This window comes from Marinifilum sp. RC60d5, assembly GCF_052400665.1.
In the GTDB taxonomy this organism is placed as follows: Bacteria; Bacteroidota; Bacteroidia; order Bacteroidales; family Marinifilaceae; genus JBQTGK01.
The window spans coordinates 921,648-944,706 of the sequence record NZ_JBQTGK010000001.1; the positions used below are offsets into that span (position 1 = coordinate 921,648).

The following is a 23,059-nucleotide window of genomic DNA, read 5'->3' on the forward strand; positions in this document are numbered from 1 at the left end:
ATTCCTTCTTAGCTCAGTTGGTTAGAGCATCTGACTGTTAATCAGAGGGTCCTAGGTTCAAGTCCTAGAGAGGGAGCAGAAAGCCATCCATTTTTTTTGGATGGCTTTTTTATTTTTAAGCTATCCTATTCAAAATTTCTTATTTTTGTTGGCAATCTAAATCTGTCAATGTGAAAAAGCTTCAATACCTATTTGTTTTTACGCTAATTCTATCTTTTCAAATAAAAACCTTTAGTCAGAAACAAAATGACTCTATTCCATATTTTAAGAACTCTAGAAATATCCTAAATCCAGGATTAGGAAAAGAAGTATTCTCGAGCAAAAATTTAATTATTTTTGGTGGCCTACTCGGCAGCGCCTTTTTAATTGATGAATGGACTAGTGACAGAATACAGGCAAACCAAAATTCTTCTGTTGATAAATACACGAATTTCTTTAACGAATTTGGGGAGAAAAAAATTATTGCACCATCTATTGTGGCTACATGGGCCATTGGAACTATTATAAAAGATAAACGACTTTCTACAACAGCCCTTAACTCAGGAAAAGCACTCTTAACAGGTGCAATTTTAACCGAAGGAATAAAAATGCTGGCAGGACGATCACGTCCCGATCAAAATTATGGCAACATGCATTTCGATGCATTTGGCGGAACAACAAATAATACCAAATCCTTTCCTTCGGGACATACTTTTGTAGCATGGTCTGTATTCACACCCTTTGCCGAAGAATATAGCAAATGGATTTATGTAATTCCCGTATCGGTAAGTTTAGCAAGAATGTACCGAAACCGCCACTGGCTATCCGATGTTGTTTTAGGCGGAGGAATTGGCTATTTTGCAGGTCTTTATTTTCAGAAACGAAAAAATCAACGCGTTCTTTTTAATGGGAACGGCATTGTTATAAAATTTTAATTAGTAAGCAAATAACACAACAAAAAACCTCTAAACATGAGCATTGCAAGTGTCTTTAAAAAATTCCCAAAAACATTTTGGGTAGCAAACACAATAGAACTTTTTGAGCGATGGGCCTGGTATGGCTTCTTTATGCTATTCGCCAATTACCTTACTGGATCATCAGATGTTGGCGGACTTGAATTTACTCAGGCACAAAAAGGTATGCTAATGGGAATTGGAACAGGTATACTCTATTTTCTTCCCGTCATCACTGGATCAATAGCAGATAGATACGGCTACAAGAAAGTCCTCTTCATTGCTTTCATTATCTACACTTCGGCATTTATTCTGCTTCCTATGTTTGATACATTCACAGGAGTTTTTATTATGTATTTGTATTTGGCATTAGGAGCTGCTCTTTTTAAACCAATTATATCGGCAACCATTGCTAAAACCACTACCGATGAAACTGCTTCAATTGGCTTCGGAATTTTTTATATGATGGTAAACATCGGTGCCTTCTTTGGTCCAATGGTAACTCTTCTTTTTAAGAACTCGTCCTACGATTTGGTTTTCTATATTTCTGCTGGTATAGTGTCTCTTAACTTTATATTGCTTCTTTTTTATAAAGAACCCGATCGCAAACCTAACAACGACTCGCTGGGTACCTCTATATCCAATGTATTTAAAAATATTGCATTAGTAGTTGTCGACTTTAAGTTTATGCTTTTCTTACTAATAATTGCCGGTTTCTGGACCATGTACAATCAGCTTTTTTTCACCCTTCCGGTATTCATAGCCCAATGGGTTGACACATCAGTTGTCTATAACTTCTTCCATTCTTACCTGCCATTCTTTAGCGAAAATTACAGTACTCACAATGGACAAATGGAGGCTGAGTTCATAACAAATTTTGATGCTTTGTTTATTATCATTTTCCAAATTATTGTTTCCACAATTGTAATGAAATGGAAACCACTACAAACTATGATGACAGGATTTCTGGTTTGTGCAATTGGAATGTCTTTAACCCTATTTACACAGAATGTACTTTTTACATTTGCCGCAATTTACATTTTTGCAATTGGTGAAATGGCAGGATCTCCTAAAATTACAGAATATATTGGCCGAATTGCTCCTGCTGATAAAAAAGCCCTTTATATGGGATATTCATTTATTCCTGTATTTCTTGGTAATGTATTTGCTGGAATAATATCGGGTAATGTTTATCAGGAAATGTCGGACAAAACCGTGTTCGTAAAACAGGAAGTTGCTAAACGCGGGCTTGAAATATCGGAAAGTCTTTCTCAAAATGAATACTTTACCCAAGCTGCAAAAGCTATGGATATGAATCCAATGGAATTAACAAACTATCTTTGGACCTCCTACAATCCATCGAAAATATGGTATGTAATTTTAGCTATTGGATTATTTGCTGTTGTTGCTCTGTATTTTTACGACAAATTACTTTTAAACAAAAAAGCTTAAATTATTATATATTAATATTTCTTAATCCCGCAATAGCGGGATTTTTTTTACTTTTTCATCAAAATGTCACTCAAAACCAAGGTTGTCTGCAGGATATTTCATAATTTGCCATCATTATCCTATACTTCGAAACTTACTATTCTGTAATTTATTCGCAGTATACTCAACCACACAACCATTTATGCTACTCAACCAACTAATTAGAAACACGTTAAGGCATATTATATGATTAAACTTTTACACTCAAAATCTCTATTAATTCTTTACGCACTGTTAAGCTTAAGCAGTCTAGCTTTTGCTCAAACAAGTACCGAAGAATATTACCAATCTGCTACAGGAAAAACCGGTAATGAGTTAAAAACAGCTCTTCATAATATTATTAAGGGAAATACTGTTCTTCCGTATACATCAAGTGAATACGATGTTTGGGATGCTTTAAAGGAAACAGATGAAGATCCGAATGATGAAACCAAAATTATCCTTATTTATACAGGACGAAGTGAAGACAAATCGCATCAGGATAATGGAAGTGGAGATAATGACTCCTGGAATCGGGAGCATATTTGGGCCAAATCTCATGGAGATTTTGGTACCGATCCTGGTGCTGGTACCGATATTCATCACTTGCGTGCATGCGATCGTAGCGTAAATAGCTCTCGTAGCAATTTATTTTTTGATAATGGCGGAGAAGCTCACAGTGAAGCCACAGAATGTAATTACGATAGTGATTCCTGGGAACCTCGTGACGCTGTAAAAGGTGATATTGCCCGTATGATTTTCTACATGGCAGTTCGTTATGAAGGTGAAGGTGATGAACCAGAACTAGAAATGACAGATGATATGAGCTACAGTAAAGACAACTACACTGAACCTTTCTTTGGTAAATTATCAACACTTAAAGAGTGGAACCTAGAAGATCCTGTTGATGATGCAGAATTGACCCGTAACGAAAAAGTATATGAAATTCAGGGAAACCGAAATCCTTTTATCAATCATCCGGAATGGATTGAGGAAATTTGGACAACAGTAGTTGATGTCGATAGTCCTGAAATTACAGCAGTTTCTCCTGCAAACGGCGAAGAAAATGTTTCATCCACAACCGACCTTACAATTACGTTTAACGAAGATATAGATGCTGGAACAGGAAATATTACCATCTATAAATATGATGATGAAACCCTTGTTGAAAGCATTTCAACTAATAGTAATCAAATTACATACACTAGTCATATTGTTGATATTGAGTTAAATTCGGAACTTGAAAATGGGGTTAAATATTATGTGTTAATAGATAATGCTGCCATTATTGATGCCTCATCTAATACTTTTGAAGGAATATCGAACAAAGACACTTGGACATTTACAACGTATATCGATTCTGAAAGTCCGGCAATTGCCAATTTATCGCCCGAAAATGGAGAAACCAATATCTCGTTAAGTGCAAATTTAGTTATTACATTTAACGAAAATATTCAAGCAGGGACTGGTAATATAATTATTAAAAATTTCGAGACTGACGAAGTTTTTGAAAATATCAGTGCATCTGATGATCAATTAACATTCTCGAATAAAAAAGTAACTATTGATCCTTTAAATGACTTTGCAGAAGGAACAAGATATTACGTTGTAATAGATAATGGAACAATTACTGACGCTTCCTCTAATACTTTTGAAGGAATATCTGATAAATCAAGCTGGAACTTTACAACGATATATACAGCGCCAAATTTAATTTCTATTAGCCCCGAAGACAATAGTAATAATATCTCAATTGAAACGGATTTAGAATTAACTTTCGACAAAGAGATAGAAGCTGGAAATGGAAATTTAACTATTTACAATATCTATGATGATGAAATTGAAAGTATCGCTGCATCAGAAGCTTTTTATAATGGAGAAAAAGTAAGTTTCGATATTGCTGAAAGTCTTGAAGGAAGTAGCGAGTATTATATTCTAATTGATAATGATGCCTTTGTTAGTACCAATGGAATTGAATTTGCAGGAATATCATCAGATACCGATTGGAATTTTACAACTGAGGTAATTACAGGAATTGATGATTTATATGCCGATGGAGTACCTTCTTTCTACCCTAATCCGGCAACAACCGAAATAAAATTAACCAATATGGATAAGGTTGTTTCAATTCATATTACGAACCTTACAGGGCGTAATATTATGGAAGTAAAATCTCCAGATACAAGAATATCATTAAACAATCTTGCCAAAGGAATGTATTTTATCACTTTTGTTTCTTCTGATGGAAGCAGAATCACCAAAAAACTACTAAAAAGATAAGATTTAAAGCACTATAGCTATAAAGACTGTTTCAACTTCGAAACAGTCTTTTTTATTGCTCTAATTCGAGTTTTAAATGCAATATATTAAGTTGTTTATGATCAACACTAATTACTAGCTAAAACAAGATATTATCAATAATGCTGAAGGGTATAAAACTGTTAACTGATATATTTAGTTATCCTGAGAAAATAAAAAAGCTAATGCAGAATAATACAGATCTGGTAAATACTATTCCAGTTCACAAAGCACATAAAAATTATAAACAACACATGTATACTTCTACGATACATACCAAAAATGACTTAGCTTTTAAATAATACGACAAAAATCAAGAATAAGAATATTCTTACTCAGTATTTAAAAGAATAAAAAAACCCCGAATCATAATGATCCGGGGTTAAATATATAAAGTATTTTATTACTTCAATGTAGGACCTTCTACATACTCAAATGTAGGATTTGGCGCAGACTTAGTACATTTAAATTCAATAGAATATGTGGTGTTTGAACCATCATAAGTATTGAAGGTAATAATGTAATGTACATCAACTCCTTGTACTTGAGCTACAGCTTCTGGATATTTATTTGGCAAATAAGCTGTTTTTATACCTTCTTTAACTGCATCTTGCCATGTAGCAAAACTACTATCAGATTTTCCACTTCTAATATCGAAGTTAGTATACTTAGCTCCTGCTCCATAATAATATTCAGAATCATCATAATCCGAAGTTTTACCGTGTGTAGCAACAGAATAATCTACAATAATTTGATAATCGTCAGATGTCATCGTATGTGAAACTGTTGGATCAAATTTCCATCCCTCTGTACCATAGAATACGAACTGATCCATTTTAACTGGCATTGAGTTCCAAGCACCTTCAGAATAAGTATACTCAGCAGCAATAGTTTTTGTACCTCCTGAATAATATCTATAAGCCATTACCATAACATCACCTTCTTGTGCGTAAGGGTAATTCATGCTTAAGAAAGTTGGTAGATAATCTTCTGCAGGAACAGAGCTTGAGAAGTTACCATATTTACCAGGACCGCTACCCATTTCTGTGTAATCATCTCTTTGTAAATAATAAACATCTGATTTTGCCCAAGCACTTCCGTCATACTCGTAGTATTCTTCTACTTTTTCACCTTCTGCACCTTGACCTAAGCCTGTAATATCAACCTGAGCAATCTCCCAAGTAGGAGCATTTGCGGCAGAACATTTATAAACAAAGGCAATATGTACTTTTTTACCTTCAAAAGCAGATAAATCAATGTCTCCAGACTCAACAAAACTCCAGCTATCACCTTCTGGTGCATTCTCAATTGTTAACTCTGTCCAATCTGCAGCATCTAAATCATTTGCTGCATCATACTTATCGCTTATATAAACAAAAGTTTCCTGAGTATCATCTGCAAAATTTAGCGCCTGATTAATATTTAAAACAGGCTCAGTAACTTCTGATAAATCTATCTCAGGAGTAATCATCCAATCTTCATTTTCGATTGCTGCACCATCTTTAAATGCAGACATTTTTGCATAAGCTTGTCCATTATAACTAGAAGCATACCAATTCTGATCATCACCAGTAACTGAGATAGTGGTGAATTGACTTAAATCTTCTTCGAAGTTTCCAGAGAAAAGTGTTTTCTCTGAATACTCATTAGGATTAGGATCAGTATCTCTGTAATCGTAACGAACCAAACTAACATCACCATCAACAGCATCTGGATATTTACCTGCTAAAATTGATGGTAAAGATTCATTAGCTGGGTAACTTGGAGAAAAATATTGAGCCGAAGCAATCAACTCATTTACCATTGCGTACTCATCTTCACCTAACTTAAAATAAGGAGCTCCAGTATAAGCTGTTAAATAATCTAAATCTCTTGTATCGTAATTGTAATTAACCTTAACAGAAGATGTTTGATCTAAAGTTTGATAAAGAGAATTTAAATAAGCAGGCATGTATGCAGAAGCAGGTCTTTCATCGCTAAAGCTTACTAAAGATGCAATTTGTTTCGCCAAAATAGTATCTGCCTCATTTTGTGCAGTCTTCAATGCTAAATTGCTAATCGCTGAATAATCATCAGCTGTTAAAGTCATTTCAAGCTGAGTTGCATCAAATGTTACTTTATCTAAAGCATCCAGCTCATCATAAGTATCTTCCATTGGATCACAACCTGCAAAAACAATCGCAAGCAATGAAAGCATATATATAAATTTTTTCATCTTAATTAATTTAATGGTGATAATAATGATTAAAACTTAACTTTTAAACCTGTTGACCAAGTTGTTCCATAACCATACCAAACAAGTGCAGAATTTGCATTGTGCTGATTTCCATCATCAGCTTTAGATACGTACTCAACATTGAACAAGTTGTTTACTTTACCATTAAGAGATGCATCAAGGTTGCCGATCTTAAACTTATAATTTAAGCTCATATCTATTAGGTTAACATCAGGCATTTCCCAAGAGTCTACTCTATCTTCAACACCATTTGTTCTGTTAGTAGGATCAAAATCAGCATAATGCTTACCATTGTATAAGTAATCTATACCCACTCTTAATTTAGGAAGTACTTCGTAGTTAATTTCAACAGCACCTGTCAACTGAGCTGAGTTACCAACGTGTACATCAGAAATATATGCATTAAATTCATCAATCAATACATTATTATCATCGTATAAATTAAAGTTTACATCATCTTGATAAGTCCAATCACCGATAGAAATCATACCTCTAACACTAAATTTCTTACTAGGCTTATAATTTGCTTCAATTTCAACACCTTTATGCAACTGATTCAAACCTGAAATGTTAGCAGTTTGTCCCTGCAGACTCATCACTAAACCTTTATCAATCCAATTAGTATAGTATGCTGTTACTTTAGCATCAAAGTTTTTAGTGGTGAAACCATATCCAAGTTCAGCAGTAATAATCTTCTCATATTTCACATCCTCGTTTACCTCATTTGTATAATTCAGGAATACATTTGAAAAATAAGGAGTACGCTCAACGTAACCACCATTTACAAATACATTGTGAATAGAGTTAATCTTGTAGTTGAAACCAGCTTTCACATTCCATGGAAAGAAATCTTCCCAGTCAGATTCCTGGTTTCCTGGAGCATATTGGAAATAATCAATACGCTTGTATGCTTTACGTGATATAGCCGCAGATAAAAATGCACTATAATCATCAGATACATACTCTCCCTGTCCGAATAATCCTGTATATAACACTTTACCATCGTTGTGATAAGAATACTTATCATCTTTTTTCAACTTGGCATTTGCATCTCTATTGTCATTTGAATCATCAAGGAAAAAATTACCTCCTAATAAATCATCAACTTCTTTATAATGTTCTCCTTTATAATAACGACCATCAAAACCTGCAGTAAGTTTTAAATTATCGATATTTTTAGTCATTGTTGACAATATTCCGGCCCAAGTATGATTATTTACTGAGTTACCAATTATAGCTTGTGACCCTTCAGCAACATAAGTTGCATTTCGAGCAGCAGCTCCATCAAAATCCAATAAACCGTCTCCAGTTCTCATTGTCTCATCATAATCAGCTCCAGAATACCTGTCTACACCTAACCAATTTTTTTCATTGCCATCAATACGACGGCCTCCACCTGTACCAATAGAAGCATAAACAGAAGTAGTTAAATTAGTCTGATCATCAATATTCCAATAGTGATTCAACTGAGCCTGAGGCTTGTGATAATAGTTATATCCATAAGCTCCACCATACTCTTTTCCATCACGGATACCATAATCTGAGTTATATTTGAACTCATCTCTATTTTCTCTGTATTGTTGAATCGTGTGCTTATTTCCACGTTGATTGTGCCATTGTGGAGCACCTGTAATCATGAAAGCAAGAGAATGTTTCTCATTAATTTTCTTAGAAATATTTGCATAATAAGCCCAGGCATCAAATTCCGTTCCTTTTGCCCACATGCTACCATAAGTATGAGATCCTAATAAAGTAACTGCCCAACCATTATCCATTAAACCTGTTGAAACAGAAAACAATTGTTTTTTACGACCATCGTTCGCCACACTTGTTTTTACAACTCCTCCTTTTTTAGCATCTGAAGATTTCAAAAGTACGTTAATAGTACCCCCAACAGAAGAAAGACCTAATTTAGATGCACCTAAACCACGCTGAACCTGCATAGTACGAGTAACATCAGAAAGTCCTGCCCAGTTCGACCAGTAAACTTTACCTGATTCCATATCGTTAACAGGAATACCATTGATCAATACTCCAACGTTATTAGAATCGAAACCACGAACATAAACAGTAGCATCTCCAAATCCTCCACCTTCTTTCGAAGTATAGATTGATGGAGTAGATTTTAGAATCTCAGGAAATTCCTGAGTTCCCAATTTATTTTCTATTATATCTGTTGATACAGTAGAAACAGAAACTGGAGTTTGGCGATCAGTAACGATCGAAGCCATAACACTTACTTCATTCAAACCAACAGCATCAGACTCTAATTTAATAGTTCCTAAATCCTGTGCTCCTGAAAGAGCGATTTCTTTGTCAAGAAATCCAACAAAACTTACTATAACTTTCGATGCACCATCTGGTAATTGAAACGCAAATGAACCATCAAAACCTGAAACTGTACCTGCAGTTGTGCCTGGTACAACAATTGAAGCTCCTGGTAAACTTTCACCAGAATCTCCGTCTACGACCACACCTTTTACAGTGGTTTGAGCAATCGCTGCAATAGACAGCGTCATAATTGCTGCCATTGACAGAATACTTCTCATCAATTTTTTCATAAAACGAATTGTTAGGTTAGTAATTATGCGGCAACGTCGCCACAGAATCATCTCACTTTTCCTACGAGAAAAAGGACTACAAAAATGGTTTGTTTAAAACTTATTCCCAAATAATCCATTGTGAATTATTCGCTGTTCATCATTTAATTTTTCTTGTTCATCGAAAAAATATTTTTCCTTACTGAAAAACAGGACAAGTTCTCCGACTTTAGGATATAAAAATGATGTATTTTAAGTTAACTGCATTCAAAATTCAGGAGCGGGAAGTTACTGTTTTTTATTTAAAATACATAATCAAAAACCACCCAAACATATAGTTACAAAGCATTCCTGTTTCATTATTCTACATATATAACCAAACAAAACTTAGCAAATATAAGTAATCACTTATTTCCAGAATTTTTCAACAGTTTACTTATTATTAATCTAAATTATCAATTGTAATTTTTAAAACACGACAAAACTAAAACAATTGTCAATATAAGCTGTTAAGTTAACTTTAAATGAACGCTAAATAATAGGGATCAAATGAATCGTGTAAATTATTCCTTCCAAAAAGATAATTTCCGAAAAATAAACCGTACTTTTGCAGCCGCAATTTTAGCAGCGCAATCGATTCTGTTACAATAAATTCATCTGCATATGATTTTATACATTAATCAGATGGAACTCTCGATGAATTTTAACATACTTATTTAAACAAATAAGCATACCAAAGTTCATATTCGTTTCATATTTCAGAAAACGAAGATTGCCTTTGATGAAACAAGATCGTATTCTATAAGTTTGCGAACTTTAATTAAAGTTGACTTATTTAAAAGGGGTGAAGCCCGAAAAATGTAAATACAAGATGAAGAAATTAAGAAACATTGCCATTATCGCTCACGTTGACCACGGAAAAACAACTTTGGTTGATAAAATGATAATGCACAGTAACATTTTTAGAAAAAATGAAAATCCAGGAGATTTAATTCTGGATAACAACGACCTGGAAAGAGAGCGTGGAATTACCATCTTGTCAAAAAACGTATCTCTTGAATACAATGATGTTAAAATTAACATTATTGACACACCAGGTCACTCCGACTTTGGAGGTGAAGTTGAGCGTGTATTAAACATGGCTGATGGAGTATTACTTTTAGTAGATGCTTTTGAAGGTACAATGCCACAAACACGATTCGTTTTATCTAAAGCTCTTGCATTAGGTCTTAAGCCTGTTGTAGTTGTTAACAAAGTTGACAAACCAAACTGTCGTCCGGAAGAAGTTCAGGAACAGGTTTTTGAGTTAATGTTCAATCTTGAAGCTACCGAAGAGCAATTAGATTTCCCAACCATTTATGGATCGGCAAAAGAAGGCTGGATGTCCAAAGACTGGAAAACTCCAACTAAAGATATCACTGCAATTCTTGATGCTATTATTGAATACATTCCAGAACCAAAAGTATTGGAAGGCACTCCTCAGATGTTAATTACATCTTTAGATTTCTCTAATTACGTTGGTCGTATTGCTGTGGGTAGAGTTCATCGTGGCGAGCTAAAAGAAGGTATGGATGTTAGTCTTGCAAAACGCGATGGCAGTATTAAAAAATCGCGTATTAAAGAGCTACACGTATTTACCGGACTAGGCAAAGAAAAAGTTACAAGTGTTAAATCAGGCGAACTTTGTGCTTTAGTTGGTATCGATGGTTTCGATATTGGAGATTCTATTTGTGATCTTGAAAATCCAGAACCATTAGATCCTATTGCTATTGACGAGCCTACCATGAGTATGCTTTTTACCATTAACAACTCTCCTTTCTACGGACAAGATGGTAAATATGTGACTTCTCGTCACTTAATTGATCGTTTAGAACTTGAACTTGAGAAAAACCTTGCTCTTCGTGTTGTTCCTACCGATTCGGCAGATTCATACAACGTATTTGGTCGTGGTGTTCTTCACTTGTCTGTTTTAATCGAGACAATGAGAAGAGAAGGATATGAACTTCAGGTTGGTCAGCCACAGGTTATCATTAAAGAGATTGCTGGCGAAAAATGCGAACCTATTGAGATTTTATATATCGATCTTCCAGAAGATGTATCAGGAAAAGCAATTGAATTAATCACTCAACGTAAGGGTGAAATGCTTACAATGGAACGTAAAGCAGATCGTATCCACCTTGAGTTTCACATTCCTTCACGAGGAATTATTGGTTTGAGAAATCAGATTCTTACTGCTACAGCAGGTGAAGCTGTTATGTCTCACCGTTTCCACGAATACTTACCTTACAAAGGTGAAATTTCGGGTCGTATTAATGGTTCATTAATTGCAATGGAAACAGGAACTACTTTTGCTTATGCACTAAACAAACTTCAAGATAGAGGTCGTTTTTTCGTAGCTCCACAAACCGAAATTTACAAAGGACAAGTTGTTGGTGAGAATACTCGTGCCGGCGATTTGGACATTAACGTAACCAAAACCAAAAAACTTACTAACATGCGTACTTCAGGTACCGATGATAAAGTGAGATTGGCTCCTCCAGTAATCTTCTCTTTAGAAGAGGCTTTGGAATATATCCAGGGAGATGAATATGTTGAGGTAACACCTAATAATATTCGTTTACGTAAAATCTTACTTTCGGAAATTGATAGAAAAAGAGCTTCAAAATCATAAGCTTTACAAACAAACTTGGGCAAATAAATAATTTTTCTCGAGCTTAAGAATATAAAAGAGCGATTGCATGATGCAGTCGCTCTTTATTTTTATCGAAAATTCTATACAAGCTTTCCCTAGCCTATAGAAACTATTACAAAATTTTTATACACTTAGCTGGACATATCCTGGCAGCTTTTTCATTCATTTCAATCTCATCGGCAAATATCTCTACAACAAATTCTTGTTTTATAAGCTTAGACCCAAGCAAATCACACTTTCCATCTTCCTCATTCATTTTCCAGAACTCGGGAGCCATTTCAATACAATAACTACAGCCAATACATTTCTCTCTTCTGTGAAAAATTTTCTTCATTTTTTATTGAAATTCATGATTTTACTTCAATTAGTTTCTAATCCTCGAATATAACAGAAAAATATTAATTTTTTTATAATACTACTAATCAGTATTTTAGAATGTATTTTATTATTTTTACAGTACTATGTATTGCATATTACCTGTTTTTATATGTATATTTGTATAACAAGCTTGTATGTTACGGCTAGTATTATAATTTTTGAGACCATGAAAAATTCCATTTCAAACAAACTTTTAAGAACCATGTTCTTACTAAGTATCATTACAACATTAACATTTGAAAGCCATGCTCAATTCACAAATATCAATAATAAAACGAGCCAGCTATTAGCTCCCATTGTAGATTTTACACTACAAAAATTCTCTATTCCAGAAAGCTCTCTACATAAGCCGGAAGCAGAAAAAGGATATCTCGACAGAGGAATTTTAATTTTTGAAGAAAACCTTAAAGTCTGCAAAGACATTTTAACCAGTCCGGAAAATGTAAGCACTAAGAAAACACCAAATATTATAATTGATATAAAAGCAAAGTGTACAATTAGTTCGGAGCCTATAAAAACAAAAAGAGATACAAATAAAACAACAAGCGAAAAGAAAAAGCATAAAGCTTTTCTTAATCATCCAGGAAATGTAAAATCAAGAATTTAAACAGCATAAATATTCCAACAATGAAAATAGAAAACACGAAAGCCCAAATGCGAAAAGGAGTGCTGGAATATTGTATTCTTTCCATTCTATCACAAAGCGATGCCTATGCATCCGATATTATTAAAGAATTAAAAGCAGCCAAAATGATAGTTGTGGAAGGAACACTCTACCCACTACTTACCAGACTTAAAAATGCAGGACTACTCAGCTATCGTTGGGAAGAATCAACACAGGGACCTCCACGAAAATACTACACCAGCACCGAAGTAGGTAACGATTTTCTGAAAGAACTGGACCACTCGTGGCAAGAATTGGTGGATGCAGTAACAACCATTAAAAAGTAAGACTCAAAACCTGATACAAATGAAAAAGACATTAACGATAAATATAAGCGGAAGTATTTTCCACATCGATGAAGATGCTTTTGAAAAATTACAGGGATATCTGCGAACCCTTAATGCTCATTATGGGGCTGGCGAAGAAGGACGAGAAATCATATCAGATATTGAATCCAGAATTGCTGAAATTTTTCATGAAAAACTTGGCTCAAAAGATCAGGTCGTAAACCTTGATATGGTTGAGAAAGTTGTTGATATAATGGGTAAACCCGAAGAAATATTCGCTGCAGATACCGAAACCGACGATCAGGAAGATCATACAAATTCGGAAAAAAGCCCTGCCGGCAAAAGAAAAAGAAGACTATTTCGAGATCCTGACCACAGAATATTAGGTGGTGTTTCGAGCGGACTTGCTGCATATTTTGGAATCGATGTAGTATTTATCAGACTACTTTTTGTTCTCTTCTTTATTTTCGGATATGGATTTCCTTTACTTTTATACATCATACTTTGGATTGTAGTGCCTAAAGCCATTACTACCACTCAAAAGTTGGAAATGAGAGGCAAGAAAGTAAATATTTCCAATATCGAAGAATCAATTAAGGATGAATACAAAGATGTAAAAGAGAACTTCGATAAAATGAGAGAAAAAAATGGACCACAAGTAAAAGATGGTTTCGATCGGGCAATTGATTTTCTGGGCTCAGCACTCCGGTTAGTTCTTAAAGTGATAATTATTCTACTGGGAGTCGGATTCATATTTGCAGGCTTTATATCACTAATCAGTTTTATTGGCTCAATGATATTTGCACATAGCTATTTTGGCCCTTTTGCTAATTTTAATTTTCCCGGAGCAATGTTTCCACGACTATTTCTCGATGGTACAAGCATTACCCTATTTACAATTGGCCTGATTATAGTAATTGCAATTCCGTTAATGCTATTAATTTTTGCAGGTATAAAGCTCATTTTTAAGTTTAAAACAAACAATAAAGTAATTGGCTTTTCGGCACTCGCTGTTTGGTTAACAGGTATTATATTATTAATATCCCTAAGCTTTTCGCAGATAAAAGGATACATGCATAGCAGCACTCATAATACAGAAAGCTACGACTTAAAAACAACTACTTGCGACACTCTTTACCTAAAAACAATCAATAATATTGACGATGATTGGTACGAAGGACATTTAGATTTTGATCAGATAAAAGTGTACATGAACGACGAGAAAGAATTGATAGTAGGAGAACCAACACTCGACATTGAAAAAAGCTACTCCGACAATTTTGAAATTAAAATTAGAAAAAAAGCTCGCGGAAGTTCAAGAGAAATAGCAAGTGAAAACGCAAGAGAAATAGATTACAAATGGGCTCAAACAGACTCACTGGTCACTTTTAATCAGTTTTTTACATTAACTAACGAAAGTAAATGGAGAAACCAAAAAATCCAGATTACCATAAAGGTTCCAGAGGGAAAAGTAGTTTATCTTGACGATACAATGGGAAAAATAATTCACGATATTGATAATGTATCAAACACCTGGGATTTTGACATGTTAGACCAAATGTGGATTATGAAAAAAGAAGGCTTAAGCCGAGTTGAATAAATTAACAGATCTATTCATATTTTGCAGCAATACCATTTTTATTTGAACATTAAACTGCTGTGAACTAATTTAATTTTAAAATAAAAAAGATGAGAAAAATTGTAATTCTATTGATAGCTATTGCATTACCAATACTAATGCAAGCCCAAACAAAAGGTGAAAAACTACATGCCAAATATTCTAATATCGATAATTTTAACAGCTTTAGTTTTTCAGGCTCGTTTTTAAAAAATCTCGATTTTGATATTGACGAAGATGAATTGGAAAAGAATGTAACAGGAGACTGTAAAAATGTAAAGTTTTTAACCTACAAACACGACAATGGAGTCGAAACAAAATTCAAGAAAATAGTAATCTCCCAGCTCTCTAAAGGCAACTCTTACAAAGAAGTATTAACCGAAGATCGAGACGAAGATTCCGATGAAGTTCATTTTTACGCAAAAGGAAAAGGTAAAAAGTTTAATGAATTTCACGTTCTTCATCATAACGAGTTCAGAACCTCTCTAGTTTCTTTCTTTGGCGATTTTCATGTAGATGAACTAAGAACATTATCGCACATTAGCATAGACAACAATAATGAGTAACTAAAACCAAAACCATGAAACGCTTATTTCGATCGAAGAATAAAAAAATAGCCGGTGTATGCGGAGGTATATCTCACTACATCAATCCCGAATTAGATCCGGTAATTGTTCGTGCAGGATATCTGGTTTTAACATTATTCAACCCACTAATGCTATTGGTATATTTTATACTAGCTTTAGTAATTCCAGATTCTAATTACGAACCAATATAATAGATAGTTAGAATGTAAAATTTGAATGCAAACCTCTTTCTAATTTGGTAGACTGAGTTTTGTCTTTTTCATCTTTTATTTACCAAAGCATTCAATTACACTAAGGTTTCGTCTTTATTAATGCGAAACCTTTTTTATATTGCTCTTATGGCAGGAATACCTTCTTTGCATAATTCTAACTTCTCCAAAACTCACAATCAATATATCAGATGGTGTATTTTATTAAATAAATCATTCTCGTTTACCTTACATTTTATATTTTTAAGAACTTTTAACCTGAATCAAATCTGAATAATTATACTTTTGCACGCTCCACAAAGAAAATAAAGCATGAAAATAAAACTTACACCCATCCTACTATTTTTAATGATTGCGGCTCAAGTATCTTTTGCGCAAAAATCACCTTTTCAAAATTTCAAGGAATTTAATCCTAAAGATAGTAGCAAATTATTCTTTCGGTTCGATAACTTAAACTTTGTTAAAAACAACGAATACAACGGAGACTACCTGAAAGGAACAACCTGGATTGGATACATGGTAACACCTAAATTAGTCTACTCCCCTACCAGCAACTTTAGAATCGAAGCCGGAGCCAGACTCCAAAAATATTCTGGACGAGAAAATTTTACTGAATCAGAACCTATCTTCTCGGCTATTTACGCAGCATCAAAAAAAGTAAGCTTTATAATGGGTAGCCTAAATCAAGATAAAAACCACAATTTATCAGAGCCATTGTTTGATCCAGAACGCTACTTTATCGAAACTGGTGAAAATGGCTTTCAATTGCTTTACAAATCAAATAAATTAAAATTCGATACCTGGATTAACTGGGAAAAATTTATTCTTGACAATGATCCTTTTCAGGAAAGATTCACTTTTGGACTTACCGGAGACTGGAAGCTTAATTCTGAATCGTCTAAAAACAATATATCTGTTCCGTTTGAAATAATGTTTGCGCACCGAGGTGGCGAAATAGATACCTCAGAAGGATCGGTGCAAACCATAGGCAATTTTGCATCGGGATTAAAATTCGAGCGCACACTAAAAAATTCAAAAATAAAATCGTGGTATTTTAAAGCAATGGGATACTATTTTTCCGATAACTCTTCAGAAAAAGAATTCGTCTACGATAAAGGCCATGCTTTTTACCCTCAAATTGGTATTAGTACAAAAAAATCACAACTAAGCATAGGATATTGGAATGCTTATAAATTTGCTTCATCAAGAGGCTCAGAATTGTTTACCACCCGTGTTATACCAGAAGAAAATTTTTCTGAAACGAGAAAACAACTAGCTACCCTTAACTATTACTACGAACACAAAGTTGCCAAAGGAATTCATTTGGGCGGTAAATTCGATTTATACTATGATTTAAAAAATTCGAAAGAAAACTATGCTGCCGCAATTTACCTAAGAATAAACGGAGATTTCTTTTTAAAGAATATAAAGTGGAACTAAACTACTACTTTATTATATATCTGTATTTTTTATTTTTCCAGATATCACCAGCATAATCAATATTAATACGAGAATGACGTGTAAAACCAAAATTTAAGCCGTCGTCCTCCAACCAGATTCTATCCGACACACTAAGGTCTTCGCCATAGAAACTTTTATCTAAGTGCAATACCTTCCCCACTCGACCCGGACCTGAAATATCCTGTAATCCGCGAATAAGAATCGCTTGAGGATGATCTTTTAATCCTGTCACAATATTTAACAACCAATACATTCCATAAATAAGATACATATAAATCTTACCACCCTGATCGTACATTATTTCGGTTCTGGCGGTTCTTCCTTTTGCAGCATGACAAGCCAAATCTTCCTCTCCAATATACATTTCAATTTCGCTAATGCGATATTTCTTAATTGTCCCATCCTCATATTTACGAACAATTAATTTTCCAAGTAGCTCTTCGGCTACAATTTGTACATCCCGCAAATAAAATTCACTTGCAATCTTTACATTCATTCCAGCTTTTATAATAAAAATAAATAACTACTCTAAATTACAATTTTGAAGGCATCCAAAAACCATTATATCCTTAATAACTGCATATCAAACCATCAGAAATAATTTTATCCTAAAAAATCAACAAAAAATAAAGGTCAAGATAAATTTATTTCATACTTTTGCAGGGAAATTGTGCCGATAGGCTTTCTAGCGAAGTAATTCCACCCCAATCTATTGATTTGACTACCCTTAGCAAGTATCAGTTCAATATTGGGTAATCTATCAATTTTGATTTTTTAAAGAGGCTTAACCGCTCCACATTATCCCGATTATCCACAATAGGTTAAGTTATTCGTCAATAAATCAAGGAAAAAATTGGTGTATTTAGGAGATTCTTGTACTTTTGCAAGCCAAATTGGAATAATTGTATTAAAGTATTAATTATTAAAAGTTTTACAAGTGGATACATTAAGTTACAAAACAGTTTCTGCTAACGCTGCAACCGCTAATAAAGAGTGGGTTGTTATCGATGCAGAAAATCAGGTGTTGGGTAGACTTAGCTCTAAAGTAGCAAAACTACTTAGAGGTAAATACAAGCCTAACTACACTCCTCATGTTGATTGTGGAGACAACGTGATCATTATCAATGCTGAGAAAATTCGTTTAACAGGTAACAAGTTAACCGATCGTCAGTATTTCTCTTACACTGGACACCCAGGTGGACAAAAAATTAAATCTCCAGCGGATCTTTTAGCTAAGCACCCAGAGAGATTAATTGAAAAAGCTGTTAAAGGTATGCTTCCAAAGAATCGTTTAGGAAGAACTCTTTATACTAACCTACATGTTTACGTAGGTGGTGAGCACAAGCACGAAGCTCAACAGCCAAAGAAATTAGATTTAAACACTATTAAATAACAGGTATGGAAGTAATTAATGCTATCGGACGTAGAAAGGCAGCAGTTGCTCGTGTATACGTTAGCGAAGGTAAAGGTCAGATTACCATCAATAAAAAAGAGCTTAAAGAGTACTTTACTACCGGAACTCTTCAGTACATCGTTACTCAGCCATTAAACCTTTTAGAGGTTGCTGATAAATACGATATCAAGGTAAATCTTGATGGTGGTGGAGTAACAGGTCAGGCAGAAGCTCTTCGCTTGGCTATCTCCAGAGCTTTGGTAAAAATTGATGCTGAATCAAAATCTGCTTTAAGAACTGCAGGTTTCATGACTCGTGATCCTCGCGAAGTTGAACGTAAGAAACCAGGACAACCTAAAGCACGTAAAAGATTTCAATTTAGTAAGCGTTAATGTTTTTGTGGCAGGTTTAGTATCTAAATTGTTAAGACTTCGTTTTTCGAACTACTTAGCAATTGCCATAAAATGAATGTAAACGATTTTAAAAAACAAAAAAATGTCAAATACTACATTTGAAGAATTGTTGGATGCCGGATGTCATTTCGGTCACTTAACAAGAAAGTGGAATCCAAAAATGGCTCCTTTTATTTTCATGGAGCGTAATGGAATTCACATTATTGACCTACACAAAACAGCAGTTAAACTTGATGATGCATCTGCAGCATTAAAACAAATTGCAAAATCAGGAAGAAAAATTCTTTTTGTTGCTACTAAGAAACAAGCAAAAGCTATCGTTTCTGAAAAAGTAAGCGCTGTAAACATGCCTTTTGTAACTGAGCGTTGGCCAGGTGGTATGTTAACTAACTTCCCTACTATCAGAAAGGCAGTTAAAAAGATGACATCTATCGACAAGATGGAACAAGATGGAACTTTAAACCACCTTTCTAAAAGAGAAAGACTACAAGTATCTCGTCAAAGAGCTAAGCTTGAAAAAAACTTAGGTAGCATTGCTGATCTGACCAGATTACCAGCTGCTTTATTTGTAGTTGATGTAATGAAAGAATACATCGCAGTAAAAGAAGCTAACCGTTTGGGAATTCCTGTATTTGCTATGGTAGATACAAACTCAAGCCCAGAAGGTATTGATTTCGTAATTCCAGCGAATGATGATGCTTCTAACTCAATTTCTATCATCCTTGATAAAGTTACCGGAGCTATTAAAGATGGTTTGACTGAAAGAAAAGCAGAAAAAGATAAAGTTTCTGAAGACAAGAAGTCTAAACCAAAAAAAGCTCACAAAGCAGAAGCTAAAAAGGCTGAAGCTAAAAAAGTGGAAGCTAAAAAGGAAGAAGCTCCGGCTGCACCAGAAGCTCCTGCTACTGAAGCCGAAAAGAATGATAATGAATAATTAATTCACACACAAAAATTCTATATATCATGTCTATTAAAGCCGCAGACGTAGCCAAATTGCGTAAAGCAACTGGCGCAGGAATGATGGATTGTAAAAAAGCTCTTATCGAATCGGAAGGCGATTTTGATAAAGCTGTTGAGATTATCCGTAAAAAAGGTATGGCTATTGCTAACAAACGTGCCGACAGAGAAGCATCTGAAGGTGTTGTATTAGCAAAAGTTTCAGCAGACAAGAAAAAAGGTGCAATGATTACATTGAACTGTGAAACTGATTTCGTTGCTAAGAACGATGGTTTCGTAGCATTTGCAACTAAAATTCTTGATATTGCTTTAGAAAACATGCCAGCTGACCTTGAAGCTTTGAAAGCTTTGGAAATGGATGGTAGAAAAATTGAAGAGCACGTAACCGAGCAAACTGGTGTTATCGGTGAAAAAATCGATTTAAGTTTCTTCGATAAAATTGAAGCTGAAGCAGCTGTTGCCTATATCCACGCAGGTAACAAATTAGCTACTTTGATTGGTTTCAATAAAGATCTTGAAGAGCAAATGGGTAGAGATGTTGCTATGCAAGCAGCAGCTATGGCTCCTATCGCAATTGACAAGGATGAAGTTCCTGCTGATGTTGTTGCGAAAGAACTTGAAATTGGTAAAGAAAAAGCTCGTCTTGAAGGAAAACCAGAACAAATTCTTGACAAAATTGCTCAAGGTCGTTTAGGTAAATTCTTCAAAGAAGTTACTTTATTGAACCAGGATTTCGTTAAGGACGGAAAGAAAACTGTTAAGCAGTATCTTGCCGAAGCTGACAAAGATCTTACAGTAGTTGCAATGAAGCGCTTCACTTTGAATGCTTAATACAATTATTATTACATATAAAAAGAGTTCCCAAAAGGAACTCTTTTTTTTATGTCTTTTTCAATATTATTTCTCAACTTTAAATGCTTAAAGTAATCAACTTAAAGCATGTAGTTAATAAAATTAAAAAACCAGAGCTTAAAGCTTAAAGCTTGAAGCTTACAGCTTAAAAAAAATGGCAAAATACAAACGTGTACTTTTAAAGTTAAGCGGTGAATCGCTAATGGGAGAACAACAATATGGCATTGATTCGGAACGCTTAAACGATTACGCTGAACAGATTAAGGAAATTACTGATTTGGGCGTACAAGTTGGAATTGTAATTGGTGGAGGTAATATTTTCCGCGGACTAAGTGGTGCTGCCAAAGGTTTTGATCGTGTAAAAGGAGACCAAATGGGTATGATGGCTACAGTTATAAATAGTCTGGCTTTGAACTCTGCATTGGATGCGATTGGATGCAAATCGAGAGTGTTAACTGCAATTAGAATGGAACCAATCGGAGAATTTTATTCGAAACAAAAAGCTGTTGATTTTCTGGAACAAGGATACGTAACTATTTTCTCGGCAGGAACAGGAAATCCTTATTTCACAACCGATACAGGATCATCATTACGTGGAATTGAAATTGAAGCCGATGCCATGTTAAAAGGAACTCGTGTTGATGGTATTTATACTGCCGATCCTGAAAAAGATCCTACAGCTACCAAATTTGAGAGAATAACTTTCGATGAAATCTATAACAAAAATCTTCGCATAATGGACCTTACAGCTACCACAATGTGTAAGGAAAACGATTTGAATATTGTTGTATTCGATATGGATACCAAAGGAAATTTAAAGAAAATTATTGAAGGAGAAAACATTGGAACAGTAGTTCACAATTAAAAGCTATTTGCCTTTAGCTATTGGCTATTAGCTTTAAGAGAAAAATGCTATCTTTATTAGTGATATTCTGAAAGAAAGCTCATAAGTTTTCCAGAAAAATCTCTTTCTTGATAGTAAGAAAGACACAAGCTAAAAGCCAACAGCCAACTGTTAAAAGCTAATTTTTATTATTTTTGTAAGCACACATTGATCAATAATTACAACTAAAATCTTTCTCCTATGAATGAAGAAGTTCAAATGTATCTTGAAGATGCAAAGGAAAAGATGGAATCTGCAGTAGACCATCTTGAAAAAGAATTACTTAAAATACGTGCCGGTAAGGCAAGCCCAAGTATGTTAAATGGCGTTATGGTTGACTACTATGGCAGTATGACACCATTGGCTCAGGTTGCAAACATTAGTGTTCCAGACCCACGAACAATAGCTGTTCAGCCATGGGAAAGAGCAATGATTACTCCTATCGAAAAAGCAATCATGAATTCCAATTTAGGATTTAATCCTGACAATAATGGAGAATTAATTAGAATTAATATTCCTGCTTTAACCGAAGAGCGTCGTGGCGATTTGGTTAAACAATCGAAAGCAGAATGTGAACATGCTAAGGTTAGTGTTCGTAATGCAAGACGAGATACTAATGTTGAATTAAAAAAATTGATTAAAGAGGGTCTTTCTGAAGATTTAGAGAAAGATGCTGAAGCTGAAGTTCAAAATATGACCGATATGTTCGGTAAAAAAATTGACGACCTTCTGGCTGCTAAAGAGAAAGATATAATGACTATATAAAACAAATTATAACTTCATTTAAGTTTTTCAATTTGGTTTATACCAATAGATTCTTAAAAATGTTTGTTGAACAAAGTAGGAACAGACTTTTATTTAATAATCAATCGGTATAAAATGAACAAAGCGACCTTAGGGTCGCTTTGTTTTATGTTCTTCTTCCTTTTTTAATTTATTCTTTATTGCAAAAAATATTAAACAAATAAAAACAATAGAAAATAATACTATACAAATTTCTAACAGGTAAATTTCATATTTGAAATAGTCATTTCGATAGTACACCTTTGCTGATATCTTGAAGAAAAAAAACCATTATAGTACTAATTAGTATTCCGTAAATATTTTTCATAAAGAAACAATATTAAAGTACCAATAACTCCTCCTAATGCAGATATAAACACTAGCACTAAAGAAACTTGTTTTTGTA

20 protein-coding genes and 1 tRNA gene are annotated in these 23,059 nt (G+C 34.2%); 17 read left to right on the forward strand and 4 right to left on the reverse strand.

Going from position 1 to position 23,059, the window contains the following annotated elements; all coding sequences use genetic code 11:
* Nucleotides 1-2: 2 nt before the first annotated feature.
* From ACT3CE_RS03950 to ACT3CE_RS03965, 4 genes are all read left to right on the forward strand, one after another.
* Nucleotides 3-76: transfer RNA gene (locus ACT3CE_RS03950), tRNA-Asn, on the forward strand.
* A 94-nt stretch (nucleotides 77-170) separates the two neighbouring features.
* Nucleotides 171-914 carry a phosphatase PAP2 family protein gene (locus ACT3CE_RS03955; protein ID WP_444708455.1) on the forward strand — a complete coding sequence of 248 codons (744 nt, stop codon included), beginning with the start codon at nucleotides 171-173 and terminating at the stop codon, nucleotides 912-914.
* A gap of 36 nt (nucleotides 915-950) precedes the next feature.
* Nucleotides 951-2,384, forward strand: a complete 1,434-nt coding sequence (locus ACT3CE_RS03960) for an MFS transporter (protein WP_444708456.1) — start codon at nucleotides 951-953, stop codon at nucleotides 2,382-2,384.
* A gap of 225 nt (nucleotides 2,385-2,609) precedes the next feature.
* On the forward strand, nucleotides 2,610-4,682 hold the full coding sequence (locus ACT3CE_RS03965; protein WP_444708457.1) for an Ig-like domain-containing protein: 2,073 nt from the start codon (nucleotides 2,610-2,612) through the stop codon (nucleotides 4,680-4,682).
* A gap of 421 nt (nucleotides 4,683-5,103) precedes the next feature.
* Here the strand turns inward: ACT3CE_RS03965 and ACT3CE_RS03970 are convergent, their stop codons facing one another.
* Together ACT3CE_RS03970 and ACT3CE_RS03975 are read right to left on the reverse strand one after the other, a co-directional pair.
* Nucleotides 5,104-6,915 carry a choice-of-anchor J domain-containing protein gene (locus ACT3CE_RS03970; protein ID WP_444708458.1) on the reverse strand — a complete coding sequence of 604 codons (1,812 nt, stop codon included), beginning with the start codon at nucleotides 6,913-6,915 and terminating at the stop codon, nucleotides 5,104-5,106.
* Between the two features lie 29 nt (nucleotides 6,916-6,944).
* Nucleotides 6,945-9,497: a TonB-dependent receptor gene (locus tag ACT3CE_RS03975; RefSeq protein WP_444708459.1), complete on the reverse strand. Its 2,553-nt coding sequence runs from the start codon at nucleotides 9,495-9,497 to the stop codon at nucleotides 6,945-6,947.
* 850 nt (nucleotides 9,498-10,347) lie between these two features.
* On the opposite strand from ACT3CE_RS03975, the gene typA reads away from it, so the two are divergent.
* Nucleotides 10,348-12,147 carry a translational GTPase TypA gene (gene typA, locus ACT3CE_RS03980; protein WP_444708460.1) on the forward strand — a complete coding sequence of 600 codons (1,800 nt, stop codon included), beginning with the start codon at nucleotides 10,348-10,350 and terminating at the stop codon, nucleotides 12,145-12,147.
* A 133-nt stretch (nucleotides 12,148-12,280) separates the two neighbouring features.
* On the opposite strand, the gene ACT3CE_RS03985 is transcribed toward typA, so the two are convergent.
* On the reverse strand, nucleotides 12,281-12,502 hold the full coding sequence (locus ACT3CE_RS03985; RefSeq protein ID WP_444708461.1) for a ferredoxin: 222 nt from the start codon (nucleotides 12,500-12,502) through the stop codon (nucleotides 12,281-12,283).
* 210 nt (nucleotides 12,503-12,712) lie between these two features.
* Between ACT3CE_RS03985 and ACT3CE_RS03990 the strand changes: the two genes are divergently transcribed.
* The 6 genes from ACT3CE_RS03990 to ACT3CE_RS04015 all read left to right on the forward strand — a co-directional run bounded on the left by ACT3CE_RS03990 (nucleotide 12,713) and on the right by ACT3CE_RS04015 (nucleotide 17,351).
* Nucleotides 12,713-13,153 (forward strand): hypothetical protein, encoded by a 441-nt coding sequence (locus tag ACT3CE_RS03990; protein WP_444708462.1) that lies wholly within the window; start codon nucleotides 12,713-12,715, stop codon nucleotides 13,151-13,153.
* 20 nt (nucleotides 13,154-13,173) lie between these two features.
* Nucleotides 13,174-13,497, forward strand: coding sequence for a PadR family transcriptional regulator (locus ACT3CE_RS03995; protein ID WP_444708463.1), 324 nt, complete (start codon nucleotides 13,174-13,176; stop codon nucleotides 13,495-13,497).
* A 19-nt stretch (nucleotides 13,498-13,516) separates the two neighbouring features.
* Nucleotides 13,517-15,097, forward strand: coding sequence for a PspC domain-containing protein (locus ACT3CE_RS04000; RefSeq protein WP_444708464.1), 1,581 nt, complete (start codon nucleotides 13,517-13,519; stop codon nucleotides 15,095-15,097).
* Between the two features lie 89 nt (nucleotides 15,098-15,186).
* A complete protein-coding gene (locus tag ACT3CE_RS04005) occupies nucleotides 15,187-15,681 on the forward strand; it encodes a DUF4252 domain-containing protein (protein ID WP_444708465.1) in 495 nt (164 codons plus the stop codon).
* A gap of 14 nt (nucleotides 15,682-15,695) precedes the next feature.
* Nucleotides 15,696-15,893: a PspC domain-containing protein gene (locus tag ACT3CE_RS04010; protein WP_444708466.1), complete on the forward strand. Its 198-nt coding sequence runs from the start codon at nucleotides 15,696-15,698 to the stop codon at nucleotides 15,891-15,893.
* A gap of 330 nt (nucleotides 15,894-16,223) precedes the next feature.
* The gene (locus tag ACT3CE_RS04015) at nucleotides 16,224-17,351 is read left to right on the forward strand and encodes a hypothetical protein (protein ID WP_444708467.1); all 1,128 of its coding nucleotides are present in this window, start codon (nucleotides 16,224-16,226) and stop codon (nucleotides 17,349-17,351) included.
* Between the two features lie 4 nt (nucleotides 17,352-17,355).
* Here ACT3CE_RS04015 and ACT3CE_RS04020 read toward each other — a convergent pair whose 3' ends face one another.
* Entirely contained in the window at nucleotides 17,356-17,868 is a 513-nt protein-coding gene (locus ACT3CE_RS04020; protein WP_444708468.1) for a DNA-3-methyladenine glycosylase, read from the reverse strand.
* Nucleotides 17,869-18,309: 441 nt separating this feature from the next.
* Between ACT3CE_RS04020 and rplM the strand changes: the two genes are divergently transcribed.
* The 6 genes from rplM (at nucleotide 18,310) to frr (ending at nucleotide 22,635) form a co-directional block, all read left to right on the forward strand.
* On the forward strand, nucleotides 18,310-18,765 hold the full coding sequence (gene rplM / locus ACT3CE_RS04025; RefSeq protein WP_444708469.1) for a 50S ribosomal protein L13: 456 nt from the start codon (nucleotides 18,310-18,312) through the stop codon (nucleotides 18,763-18,765).
* Nucleotides 18,766-18,770: 5 nt separating this feature from the next.
* Nucleotides 18,771-19,157, forward strand: a complete 387-nt coding sequence (gene rpsI / locus ACT3CE_RS04030) for a 30S ribosomal protein S9 (protein WP_320117975.1) — start codon at nucleotides 18,771-18,773, stop codon at nucleotides 19,155-19,157.
* Nucleotides 19,158-19,260: 103 nt separating this feature from the next.
* Nucleotides 19,261-20,112 (forward strand): 30S ribosomal protein S2, encoded by an 852-nt coding sequence (gene rpsB, locus ACT3CE_RS04035; RefSeq protein WP_444708470.1) that lies wholly within the window; start codon nucleotides 19,261-19,263, stop codon nucleotides 20,110-20,112.
* A 29-nt stretch (nucleotides 20,113-20,141) separates the two neighbouring features.
* Nucleotides 20,142-20,966: a translation elongation factor Ts gene (tsf, locus tag ACT3CE_RS04040; RefSeq protein ID WP_444708471.1), complete on the forward strand. Its 825-nt coding sequence runs from the start codon at nucleotides 20,142-20,144 to the stop codon at nucleotides 20,964-20,966.
* Nucleotides 20,967-21,141: 175 nt separating this feature from the next.
* Entirely contained in the window at nucleotides 21,142-21,852 is a 711-nt protein-coding gene (gene pyrH / locus ACT3CE_RS04045) for a UMP kinase (protein ID WP_444708472.1), read from the forward strand.
* Between the two features lie 219 nt (nucleotides 21,853-22,071).
* The gene (frr, locus tag ACT3CE_RS04050) at nucleotides 22,072-22,635 is read left to right on the forward strand and encodes a ribosome recycling factor (protein ID WP_444708473.1); all 564 of its coding nucleotides are present in this window, start codon (nucleotides 22,072-22,074) and stop codon (nucleotides 22,633-22,635) included.
* The last annotated feature ends 424 nt before the right edge of the window (nucleotides 22,636-23,059 follow it).